The 12,864-nt window shown below is 41.0% G+C and carries 8 protein-coding genes; all 8 read right to left on the minus strand.

All coding sequences use genetic code 11. The features are described from left to right. Positions 1 to 87: 87 nt before the first annotated feature. The 8 genes from pgk to purR all read right to left on the minus strand — a co-directional run bounded on the left by pgk (position 88) and on the right by purR (position 12,844). Complete coding sequence (gene pgk / locus O3640_RS02055) at positions 88 to 1,287, minus strand: phosphoglycerate kinase (RefSeq protein WP_011999746.1); 1,200 nt, start codon at positions 1,285 to 1,287, stop codon at positions 88 to 90. A 316-nt stretch (positions 1,288 to 1,603) separates the two neighbouring features. Then, a complete protein-coding gene (locus O3640_RS02060; protein WP_268723065.1) occupies positions 1,604 to 6,352 on the minus strand; it encodes a bacterial Ig-like domain-containing protein in 4,749 nt (1,582 codons plus the stop codon). Between the two features lie 241 nt (positions 6,353 to 6,593). Beyond that, entirely contained in the window at positions 6,594 to 7,604 is a 1,011-nt protein-coding gene (gene gap, locus O3640_RS02065) for a type I glyceraldehyde-3-phosphate dehydrogenase (RefSeq protein WP_371586555.1), read from the minus strand. Positions 7,605 to 7,836: 232 nt separating this feature from the next. Further along, the gene (fusA, locus tag O3640_RS02070; protein WP_008808227.1) at positions 7,837 to 9,918 is read right to left on the minus strand and encodes an elongation factor G; all 2,082 of its coding nucleotides are present in this window, start codon (positions 9,916 to 9,918) and stop codon (positions 7,837 to 7,839) included. 408 nt (positions 9,919 to 10,326) lie between these two features. Next, entirely contained in the window at positions 10,327 to 10,797 is a 471-nt protein-coding gene (gene rpsG / locus O3640_RS02075; protein WP_008808226.1) for a 30S ribosomal protein S7, read from the minus strand. A gap of 19 nt (positions 10,798 to 10,816) precedes the next feature. After that, positions 10,817 to 11,230, minus strand: a complete 414-nt coding sequence (gene rpsL, locus O3640_RS02080; protein WP_008808225.1) for a 30S ribosomal protein S12 — start codon at positions 11,228 to 11,230, stop codon at positions 10,817 to 10,819. A gap of 244 nt (positions 11,231 to 11,474) precedes the next feature. Continuing rightward, entirely contained in the window at positions 11,475 to 12,014 is a 540-nt protein-coding gene (locus O3640_RS02085; RefSeq protein WP_045772708.1) for a hypothetical protein, read from the minus strand. A gap of 14 nt (positions 12,015 to 12,028) precedes the next feature. Then, positions 12,029 to 12,844, minus strand: a complete 816-nt coding sequence (gene purR, locus O3640_RS02090; RefSeq protein WP_195321540.1) for a pur operon repressor — start codon at positions 12,842 to 12,844, stop codon at positions 12,029 to 12,031. Between the last annotated feature and the right edge of the window lie 20 nt (positions 12,845 to 12,864).

A 12,864-nucleotide genomic window follows, 5' to 3' on the forward strand; every position in this document is an offset into this window, starting at 1 on the left:
TAAAGAACAGATGAAAGCCTCTTATCCACAAAATCAGGTCAGAATATTAGATAAAAAGATGGCTAAAAGCCATCTTAATATGATATCTTATTTCTCTGTAAGTGCTGCAAGACCTGGTAAAACCTTACCTTCAAGGAGTTCCATTGAAGCACCACCACCAGTAGAGATCCAAGAGAATTTGTCTGCACGGCCAAGGTTGATAGCTGCAGCAGCTGAGTCACCACCACCGATGATTGATTTAACACCTGGCTGTTTCACGATAGCATCCATGACACCGATTGTACCAGCTTGGAAGTCAGGGTTTTCAAATACACCCATTGGTCCGTTCCAAACAACTGTTTTAGCACCAGTCAAGGCTTCGTCAAATTTAGCAATAGATTTTGGACCGATGTCAAGACCAAGGAAGCCTGGGTCTACTGCTTCACCTTCAGTATCTTTCACTTCAGTGTAGTCCGCAAATGCATTTGCTTCTTTTGAGTCAACTGGCAAGATCAATTTGCCGTTTGCTTTTTCAAGAAGAGCTTTAGCAACATCCAATTTGTCTTCTTCTACAAGTGAGTTACCGATTTCGATACCTTGCGCTTTGTAGAATGTGTAAGTCATCCCACCACCGATAAGGACTTTATCAGCTTTTTCAAGCAAGTTTTCGATAACACCGATCTTGTCTGAAACTTTTGAACCACCAAGGATAGCCACGAATGGACGTTCTGGAGCTTCAACTGCTTCTTGGATGTAGGCAATTTCATTTTCAAGAAGGAAACCAGCAACAGCTTTTTCAACGTTTGCTGAGATACCTACGTTAGATGCGTGTGCACGGTGTGCTGTACCAAATGCATCGTTTACGAAGATACCATCTCCAAGTGATGCCCAGTATTTACCAAGTTCAGGATCGTTTTTAGATTCTTTCTTGCCGTCAACATCTTCAAAACGAGTGTTTTCAACCAAGAGAACTTGTCCATCTTCAAGAGCATTGATTGCTGCTTCCAATTCAGCACCACGAGTTACACCTGGGATAAACTTAACGTCTTGACCCAATTTAGCAGCCAAGTCAGCAGCTACAGGAGCAAGTGATTTACCTTCTTTGTCTGCTTCTTCTTTTACACGTCCAAGGTGAGAGAAGAGGATTGCACGTCCACCTTGTTCAAGGATGTACTTGATAGTTGGAAGAGCTGCAGTGATACGGTTGTCATTTGTGATCACGCCATCTTTTACAGGAACGTTAAAGTCAACACGAACGAGAACTTTTTTCCCTTTCAAGTCAACATCTTTTACAGTCAATTTTGCCATTGGATATGACTCCTTCTATTTTTAATACATGATAATTATATCACAAAAGATGTAAAAGAGGTAGAAAAATCCAATCATTTCCCCTGCTTAATTATATCCCTTTCATCGGCAATATAGTCAATTCATTCACACATAAACCATAACAAGTTGTTTTTATACTTCAAACTCCCCTTCTACAACAATCAAACCTCCCATATGCAGTTTACGGGAGGTTTGATAATCTAGTCAGGTTAGCAGTCTTCTTGTAGGCGTCTTCTCCTTTCGCGTCTAATTGCTAAAAGGGATATCTAGAAAGACACTTATCTTGGCTGATTTGTTAATCTTCTTTTTTCTTACCTGCTAAGAGAAGGCCACCGAGAGCCGCCAATAGGACTGCCTCTGCTACGAATGCTGTTTCTTGACTAGCGGTATTTGGTAAGTTGCTTGCAGACGTTACAGTATTTTCTTTTTTAACATCCAGAGAATTAACTTCTTCCTTGGCTGATTGAGAAGATGAATTTGCTAAGTTCTGACTTTGATAATTTGCAGATCCTCTATCCATTTCCTGATAGTTTAGATGCTCAACAGTTGAATTTGCATTCGGTTGAACTGGACTCAAACGACCATCACCTGGTAACTGAGGATGAAGCGGTTTAGAATTATCATTACTTGGAACAGTAGGCTTATCAGGTTCAGATGGTTGATTAGGATTGAGTGGCTGGTCAGGCTCACTTGCTTTTGGTGTCTTGTAGACAAGAGCATAGTGAGTAAAGTGGGGCGCCGTGAAGATAACCTCATTGCCTACTTGCTCAAAGGCTAAAGATTGGACTGGTTGATTATCTGGGAAGAAGAGAACTTGTTCAACTTCCTTGCCAGCTTCTACTGGTATTTTAACGAGAGAAGCATGCTGGGTATCAATATCTCGTCCCTCTTTATCTACTCCCTCTATGTCATATACCTTACCAAGTCTACCTGCAAAGGCTTCTTTTTCCGCAGCATTAGCCTCAACAACTCCGACTTTCAAGCCTTTAACTGGAGTGGTTTCCTTATTTGAAAATTGAACTTCAACTCCTGTAGCTGAATCCACAAAGACAGCCGGTTTGTCTTCTTTAAGTAGAGCAATCAACGCTTGAAGAGAAGTTTTGGCTGTTTCAAGCGCTTCTGGGGTTACTTCTGAAGAGGCCAATAGATCTTTATTTTTATTCAATAAATTGAGTAAAGCATCTCCGGAAGGATGATTTGGCTTTTGTGCAAGCAATTCTTGAGCTTCTGTTGCCAAAGTATCCAATTCAGAAGTTTTGGTTGCAAAATTCTTTCGGCCATCCAAAGCCTTAAATGCTTGAGTCAGTTTAGACAGACTTTCGTCAACCTGTCCTTGTGTACTTGTATCATGGTCTTTCAGGATTTGCTCTGCACTTGCGATTTCCTTGAGCAAGGCATCTTTATTTTCCTGACTTGCAAAGCTGAAATCAACCTTATTTTGCACAGCAGTGGCTTCTGCCAATTTTTGCTTCAAATATTCATCATTTAGAGCTGGTTTTGGTGATACAAACACATCATAAGTCGTCGTCACACCACGATAGCTAATCGAAATTGTTTGGCGTCCTTCTTTGTGAGCATCATATCCTGTAACTTGGACACCTGCTTCATCTAAAGCATGTTCTTCAGTTGTTTCATCATCAAAAACTAGACGGAAACGTCCCCCCTGAGTCTCAAGATTTTCACCAACAATGTAGTCTGTTTTAGGTTTTTCAATCAATTCAAGTCCCACAGGTGTCTTCTCTCCTGCTTCGCTATGACTGACAACATAAACTGTCAGTGATTGATCCAGTTTTTGGCCCAGATAAGATACTTGTAAATGCTGCTCTCCTAATTTAGAAGGATCATAGCCAGTTACTTCAACCCCACTATTTGATAGCTGAATCAACTGGTCCACTTCTCCACCCTTAAAGCTGACACGAATAGTACCGCCCTTCAGAGATAGAGCATCTCCTTGACGATAAACTTTTCTTTCAAGTGCTGTTTCAAGTTCGACCTTAGAAATTTCTTTGTCTTCTTTAGGCACTTCAATAGCTAGCACATTACTAATATCCTTACCTTCAACTTGTGAACGATAATATAGCAAGCTAGGTAGTTTAGCAAAAGCAAGAGGTTTAAAGATAAGATTGCCATCCTTATCGGCTGTCATAGTTGCAATCGCTTGTTTTGCATCGCTACTTTCATATAGTGATACTATTGTTTTAGCTGCAACATCTTTAAAACCTACTTGAACGTGTCCATTTCCAAGAACACGCGCAGCAGCATTTTTCATCGGAATATTAACTGTCTCAGTATCTAAGCTTTCATACATCTTCCAGTTATAAATCCGAATTGCCCGCCATGGAGTCCCGTTATCAGCTGTAATGACATCTAAGCGCCAGTCTTGTGCTCGAATCGGCTTATCTAATACAATATCTGACACATGGTCCTTATTGCCCCGAACAGCCTTGGCTAATTTCCATTCGCCGTCTTCATCCTTGTAATATAGATCAAAGTCTCGCGTATTCATCTTACCATCATCAACAGACTCTCCGCCGGCTCCAGCATGTTCCATAACCCAGCGGGTTACCGTGCGTGGCTGAGTCAAACGAATGTCTACCGTTCCGCTTAGTTGGGCAGAAGACCATTTATCTGACAGACTAGTAATAGTACCATTCAGCATGCCTTCAATACCTTCGCTTCCATCTGCATCAGGGAAGCTTGAAGCAATCACTTTGGCTCCTAAAACTACATTCGGCGCTAAAGGTTTTGGTAAAGAAGTATCGGAAACTTGCATGCCCCAATCAAAGTCAACTGTCCCAGCATCTGAACGAAGACCGTTCTTTCCTACCGCAACGACTTTTAGCTCTTGCTTACTACCCTTGGCACTAGCTGAACGAGTCACTTTAGCCAAATAAGCTGATGTGCCAGAAGTTCCAGTTACTAGACGCCATTGATCACCATCCTTTTCATAGATTTCATAATAATCTGCATCTGCACTTCCCTTAAACTGTAGCAAGGCTTCGGCTTCCTGAGCATTTTGAAGACGTTTAGCTTTTACAACGACATCCTTTGGCGCAGCTGGTTTCTCTTGGTTAGCATAGATGGATAATTGTCCTAGATTAAACTTATAATCTTTGACATCACTGTCGTGGTCAAAGAACATTTTAACCCCATAAATCGTTTTACCAGCTAGAGAAGATAAGTCAAAGGTCTCTGTCTTCCAGTCTTTGCTAGTTTTGAGTTCTTTCCATTCGTACTCAGAATAATCTGGTTTGGTCGCAAGAGCAACCCAAGCACTCGTTCCTTGACCACCTTTATGCGTTAGGCTAAGTTTGGTCTTATCACTAACTGGAATCTTAGTTGAATAAAGCATAACATTCTGGCTGCTATTTGCATCCAAGTTTCCCTCAAAAGCTAGTGAATTTCCACCGTTATAGGCTTCATCAAAATCATAACGCCCCTTCAAAGGTGCACTACCTTCCGAGTGCTGAATCCACCAACGCCAAGTCGGCAAGAAGCCGGATACCGAACGATAGTTCCATTCTCCATCTTTAGAAACTTTTCCATCTACAAACCAACGTTTCCCGTGGCCAGTATTAAATGAAGTATTAAAATCAGGTTTAGTGATAGCTGTTTTATCAACTACCAAGTTTGACATACCATACCAAGATTGGTCAGACGGTTTCCCCTTACTAGGATCTCCTTGGAAACCTGTCCAGAAGTAATTTTCGTGAATATGGTAGCCCTCACCTGTTTTACCAAGACCAGTGATAGTATCAGGTGCATAGAGACCTAGAGAAAGACGGAGTTTCCCATTTTCATCTAGAATGGCATCCCAGTCCACATTGGTCTTGTAAGAACCGCCCTTTTGTAACTCTATTCCAGCCAAAACATCGTAGGGATTGCGTTTAATCCATTTTGCAGTACTGATTGAATAATCCGTCTCTGCCTTACCCCAGTTAAAGTTAGCAAAGAAAGTATCTACTGGATTTTCACCATCTTTAGGCTGCATAAACTGATAATTATATTCTCCAAGGGCATTTTCATGATAACGACCATATTCGTAGGTCATGGCATCATACCAAGAATATTTAATCGGGTAATTCAAAGAACGTGCATACTCTTTTGTATAGAGCAAGAAGTCACGCATTTTAGGTCCTAAAGGCTCTACCTGACTACCAGTTGTTTCTTGGTTAATAAAATAGCCATCATAACCATAATACTTGGCAAGTTCAACTAATTTACGTGCAATAGGGAAGGTCTTTGAACCTTCAGAATCTTCTTTTAAAGCCTCTGCAAATCGTTCCTGATCCTTAGCGCTGGAAGACCAATTAAAGAAGAGGGTACCATAGATAGGAACGCCATTTCTATGCGCAGCATCAATGACATCTGAAGTAGGAACTAGCCCATCCCAGAAAACCATTGAGTGTAAGTATTGCCAATAATCAAAGGCATAGGCCTTAAATTCCTCACCTCCAGTAGAAGCATGGTCAAGTGCTTTGGAGTTCATATTGGATAAAGCCTGAACCTTAGCCTCTGGATTTGCTTGTTGATTAATTTGATGCCCTTGATAACGTTCAGCCAAAGGTACGCTAGCGCGGTTAATATCATCATCTTCTCGATCCCCAGGTTTCCAATTTAGCAGATCTTGCCAAGTATCAAACTTAACTTCTTTTGGCTTTAGTTTCTTCTCTTCTTGACTCGGTAGATCCTCTACGACTTTTGCTTCCTTAGTTGCAGGTTTTTCCTCTTTCTCTGCGACAGTTGCTACATCTTGACTCTCTACTACTGGTTTTTTATCTTCGACAACTGCTTGATTTTCTGTATCTGACTGTGCCGCTTGACTTGCCTCCTCTGAAGCAGCTTTCCCTTGTGCTTCCTCTGACGCCTCCTCCTTCGGGTCATCTGCATTGACTAAAGCCACATCACTAGCTTGGGACAAGTCTGTAAGCTTCTCTTCTGCTGAAACATTTGCCACTCCAAAAAGAGCTATCCCTACTAAAACAGAACAAACTCCCAGGCTTAACTTTCTGATGCTAAATTTTTGCTTTTTATAAAATTCCATGTTTACCTTGACTCCTTCTTTTCTTAGTTTTGCGACTATCCAATTCTAAATACAAACACCACTCCCTTTTAAAGTAATCGCTTACATTTCTCTTTTAAAAAAAGAAAACTTCATTCAAAACCATTCTACCCTTTGCTTACTTTCATTGTCAATCCTTTCTATCTCATCCTATAAATAGGGCTTAAATCTCTAAAAAAAGTACAAAAAAAGAGAGCTAAGCTCTCTTTTTCTATACTATGAATTATTTAGCGATTTTCGCAAAGTATTCAAGAGTACGTACAAGTTGTGCAGTGTATGACATTTCGTTGTCGTACCATGATACAACTTTAACCAATTGTTTACCGTCAACGTCAAGAACTTTAGTTTGAGTTGCGTCAAACAATGAACCGTAAGCCATACCTACGATATCTGAAGATACGATTGGATCTTCAGTGTATCCGTATGATTCGTTTGAAGCTGCTTTCATAGCTGCGTTCACTTCATCAACAGTAACGTTCTTGTCAAGAACTGCTACCAATTCAGTTACTGAACCAGTTGGAACAGGAACACGTTGAGCAACTCCGTCCAATTTACCGTTCAATTCAGGGATAACCAAACCGATTGCTTTAGCAGCACCAGTTGAGTTAGGAACGATGTTAGCTGCAGCAGCACGAGCACGGCGGAGGTCACCTTTACGGTGTGGTCCGTCAAGAACCATTTGGTCACCAGTGTAAGCGTGGATAGTAGTCATCAATCCTTCAACAACACCGAAGTTATCTTGAAGAGCTTTAGCCATTGGAGCCAAACAGTTTGTAGTACATGAAGCACCTGAGATAACTGTTTCAGTACCGTCAAGAACATCGTGATTAGTGTTAAATACGACTGTTTTAACATCTGATCCACCAGGAGCAGTGATAACAACTTTCTTAGCACCACCAGCATGCAAGTGTTTTTCAGCAGCTGCTTTAGTAGCAAAGAAACCAGTTGCTTCAAGAACAATTTCTACACCGTCGTTAGCCCAGTCAATGTTTTCTGGGTCACGTTCAGCAGAAACTTTAACGAATTTACCGTTAACTTCGAATCCACCTTCTTTTACTTCAACAGTACCGTCGAAACGACCTTGAGTTGTGTCATATTTCAACAGATGTGCAAGCATTACAGGATCTGTAAGGTCGTTGATGCGAGTAACTTCAACGCCTTCTACATTTTGGATACGACGGAATGCAAGACGACCGATACGACCGAAACCGTTAATACCAACTTTAACTACCATTCGTGATTTCCTCCTTATGAAAATCAATAAATATTTTATGTGAAAAGAGTAACTTGAGTTGCTACAAATCACCTTTCAACATTATTATTATATACCTATTTGATACAAAATGCAACTGATTTCATCATTGTAAGAGAAACTTGTTCATTCTTTCAAATCTTTTTCAAGAATATTTTCAGATAGCTCTTTTGGAAAGAAAAAAGCACCCTTTGAGGGTGCTCAGGCAGAGCTATTATGCTTCACCTTTATGTTTTTTGATAATTTCTTCTTGTACTGACTTAGGTACATCTTCGTAGTGGTCAAATACCATCATGAAGGTACCACGTCCTTGTGATGCAGAACGAAGAACTGTTGCATAACCGAACATTTCAGCAAGCGGAACGTAAGCACGAACGATTTGGCTGTTACCATGAGCTTCCATACCATCAACACGTCCACGACGAGCTGTTACGTGACCCATAACGTCACCAAGGTTTTCTTCAGGAACAGTGATTGTTACCAACATCATTGGCTCAAGGATAGCTGGTTGTGCAGTCTTAGCAGCTTCTTTCAATGCAAGTGAAGCCGCAACCTTGAAGGCTGTTTCAGATGAGTCGACATCGTGATATGAACCATCGTAAAGTTTAGCTTTCACGTCAACGATTGGGTAACCAGCAAGGACACCATTAGCCATTGACTCAATCAAACCTTTTTCTACAGCTGGAATGAATTCACGTGGAACCACACCACCGACGATAGCATTTTCAAACTCGAATCCTTTACCTTCTTCGTTTGGTGTAAACTCGATCCAAACGTCACCGAATTGACCTTTACCACCAGATTGGCGTTTGAAGAATCCACGAGCTTGAGTAGGAGCGCGGAAAGTTTCACGGTAAGATACTTGAGGAGCACCTACGTTTGCTTCAACCTTGAACTCACGACGCATACGGTCAACAAGGACATCCAAGTGAAGCTCACCCATACCAGAGATAACTGTTTCACCAGTTTCAACGTTTGTTTCAACGCGGAATGTTGGATCTTCTTCAGCCAATTTTTGAAGGGCAATACCCATCTTGTCTTGGTCTGCTTTAGATTTTGGCTCAACCATCAATTGGATAACTGGTTCTGGAACGTTGATAGACTCAAGGATGATTTTAGCTTTTTCATCTGTCAATGAGTCACCAGTAGTAGTATCTTTCAAACCTACGGCAGCAGCGATATCACCAGCATATACTGTTTCAATTTCTTGACGGCTGTTAGCGTGCATTTGAAGGATACGTCCGATACGTTCACGTTTACCTTTAGAAGTATTCAATACGTAAGAACCAGATTGAAGAACACCTGAGTATACACGGAAGAATGTCAAACGACCTACGAATGGGTCAGTCATGATCTTGAAGGCAAGAGCTGAAAATGGCTCTTCGTCAGATGCTGGACGAGTTTCTTCTTCATCTGTATCTGGGTTGATACCTTTGATTGCTGGGATATCAAGTGGGCTTGGCAAGTAGTCGATAACTGCATCAAGCATCAATTGAACACCCTTGTTCTTGAAGGCTGAACCACACAATACTGGGAAGAATTCAACGTTGATAGTTGCTTTACGGATACCAGCTTTCAATTCTTCGTTAGTGATTTCTTCACCTTCAAGGTATTTCATCATCAAATCTTCATCAGTTTCCGCAACTGCTTCCACCAATTTTTCACGGTATTCTTGTGCTTGTTCAAGGTATTCAGCAGGAATATCTTCTTCCAAAATATCTGTACCAAGGTCGTTAGTATAGATTTCAGCTTTCATCTTGATCAAGTCAATGATACCACGGAAGTCATCCTCAGCACCGATTGGCAATTGAATTGGGTGAGCGTTTGCTTGAAGACGGTCATGAAGAGTGCTTACTGAGTAAAGGAAGTCAGCACCGATTTTGTCCATTTTGTTAGCAAATACAATACGAGGAACTCCGTATTCAGTAGCTTGGCGCCAAACTGTTTCTGTTTGAGGCTCAACACCTGATTGTGAGTCAAGAACGGTAACCGCACCATCCAATACACGAAGAGAACGTTGTACTTCAATTGTGAAGTCCACGTGTCCTGGTGTGTCGATGATGTTTACGCGGTGGTTGTTCCATTGAGCTGTTGTCGCAGCAGATGTGATTGTGATACCACGTTCTTGCTCTTGCTCCATCCAGTCCATTTGTGACGCACCTTCGTGAGTTTCACCGATTTTGTGAATTTTACCAGTGTAGTAAAGGATACGCTCAGTTGTAGTTGTTTTACCAGCATCAACGTGAGCCATGATACCGATATTACGTGTTTTTTCAAGTGAAAATTCGCGTGCCATGAGGTTATTTTCTCCTATTAATTTATTTTACAGTTTATTATAACATTATTTAGCAAAAACGGATAGGCAGGACCTACCCGTTCTCAATATTTATCTGATTTTGTTGGTTTCAACTTGTAGATAAGTTGAATTGTAACTAAGAGCTGACCAAGCTCAATTGAACTCGGGCTAAAGTTACTTAGCTGATTTGAGCCGGAACGGGATGCTGTGTGAAAAAGATAAACTTCCTTGTATTCGTCGAATACTGCGTCAGTTTCCTATTTTCACCTTGCATCCTTACCGTTCCTAGCATCATAATTGAACTCGGGCTAAAAGCTTGGAAAATAGATAAGCTTTCCTAGAATCTTTGATTCTGCGTCAAGCTTCCTAATTTTCAGTCGCTTTTTTAACGCCCTCAGTATCTTATTCTTACCAACGGAAGTGTGCGAAGGCACGGTTGGCTTCAGCCATACGGTGAGTATCTTCGCGTTTCTTAACAGCTGCACCAGTGTTGTTAGCAGCATCCATGATTTCTTTTGCAAGACGGTCTTGCATTGTGTGTTCACCACGAAGGCGAGCGATTGTTACCAACCAACGAAGTCCCAATGTTGTACGACGTTCTGGACGAACTTCAACCGGTACTTGGTAGTTAGATCCACCAACACGGCGAGCACGTACTTCAAGAACAGGCATGATGTTTTCCATCGCTGTTTCAAATACTTCAAGTGCATCAGTTCCAGTAGCTTCTTTGATTTGCTCGAATGCTCCATATACAATAGAAGCGGCTGTACCACGTTTACCATCAAGCATAACGCGGTTGATAAGACGAGTAACTAATTTTGAATTGTAAAGCGGATCTGGCAATACTTCGCGCTTAGGCGCACGGTTTTTACGACTCATTTCTCTTTATCCCCTTTCCTTATGCTTTTGGTTTTTTAGTACCGTATTTAGAACGGCCTTGTTTACGATCAGTAACACCTGCTGTATCAAGCGCACCACGAACGATATGGTAACGTACCCCTGGAAGGTCTTTTACACGTCCACCACGAAGAAGCACAACACTGTGCTCTTGCAAGTTGTGTCCGATACCTGGGATATAAGCAGTTACTTCGATCAAGTTACTCAAACGTACACGAGCAAATTTACGAAGGGCAGAGTTAGGTTTTTTAGGCGTCATAGTTCCGACACGAGTCGCTACACCACGTTTTTGAGGTGCACTTTCGTTAGTTGGAACACGTTTCAAACTATTGTAACCAACGTTCAATGCTGGTGATTTAGATTTTTCTACTTTTGATTTACGCGGTTTGCGAACCAATTGGTTAATTGTAGGCATCTACATTCTCCTGTATTTTTTTAATTTTGGTGATGGTACACTTGGTGACAGCTACCATCTGTGTGTACTTTTGCAACATTTGTCAGCACGTCTCTGTACACTTTTGAGAGACCAAAAGTAAAAAGTACCGTCTATCATTATAACACGGGCCAGTTGGCGAGTCAATAGGTTTCTTCATTTTTTGCTCTTTTTACTTTGTGAATCATGAACTAATACAAATAAGAGAAGCTCTTAGGAACTTCTCTTATTGTGTAGTTGTGTTAGCAGAAGGGGCTTCTTCATTTTGTGTTTGAGTATCAACAGTTGAAGGTGCTGCTGGAGTTTGGATTGTCGGCGCTTGATAGACCGGTTGCTGTTGAATCTGTGGTTGCACAGAATTTGCAGCTCGGTTTGCAGCTATGGTATCTTTAACTGCCTGAATCCTATCCTGCAACTTAGCCTTAGCATCTAGATCCTTCACTTTGTCAACTGCAGCCTGTGCAAGTGCCACGTTTTCTTCGGTCTGTTCAGCTTCTAATTCCTTCACAAGAGTTTCTGCATTAGCAAGACTTCGTGTATCCAAAGCTTTCGCTTTATCTGGATTTGAAGAAGATTTTTCATTAGACGAATCAACTTTGGAACTAGACGTACGGCTGTATGAAGCAACTGTTGAGGACTGGTGACTTGTTTTGTAGTTTGGCTTTATAAAAAACAAGCCAGTAATCAAAATCACTATTAATAGTAATAAAACTCCTATCCGAACCCAAATTGGAATTCGGTCAAATTTCTCAAATATACTTCTCATAATCCTTTTCCTGCTTATTTATCAAAAATATTTCCGACTTCAACATCGATTTTATTTTCTTTTACATCGATATTGGTCACTTTCAATAAAGATTTATAAGACAGATGTTCTCTCTTTTCCTGAGCGTTATCCGCAAAAACAGCTACACCTGCTAACTCCGATTCGAATTCAGCAAGCAAGCTAATCATCCCATTGATTGTACCGCCTCCCTTAAGGAAGTCGTCCACTATCAAAACTCGGCTACCTGCTTTCAAGCTACGCTTTGATAAAAACATCTTTTCGATCCGATCGCTGGAACCAGAAACATAGTTAACGCTAACAGTTGAACCTTCTGTAATTTTTAAATCACGACGGACAATCACAAAAGGAACATTTAATGTATTGGCCACGGCATTAGCAAGAGGAACTCCCTTAGTAGCTACTGTCATGACAGCATCGATTTTTTGATCGCGAAAATCTTTGGCGATAATCCGCCCAATACTATTTAAAATAGATGGAGTGCTCAAGAGATCAGATAGGTAGATATAGCCACCTGGTAAAATGCGGCTACTTTCTGACAATTGGTCTCGTAGTCCTTCAACAATTTCTCTAGACTCTCTATCAGAAATAGAAGGGGTAAAGATGACTCCTCCTCCCGCACCAGTAATTGTTTCAATAGATCCAATCTCAATTTCTTCAAAAGCGCGTTTGATGATGACAATATCTTCTGAAATAGAGGATTTAGCTGATTCATACTTTTCAGCAAAAGTATTCAGACTAGTCAGTTCATAAGGGTGGTTTAAAAGATAGTTTGAAATTACCACCATTCTGTCACTTCTTCTTAGTTTCATATTTTCACCGTTCTTGTTAT

This window comes from Streptococcus sp. 27098_8_75 (assembly GCF_041432475.1).
Classification (GTDB): domain Bacteria; phylum Bacillota; class Bacilli; order Lactobacillales; family Streptococcaceae; genus Streptococcus; species Streptococcus gordonii.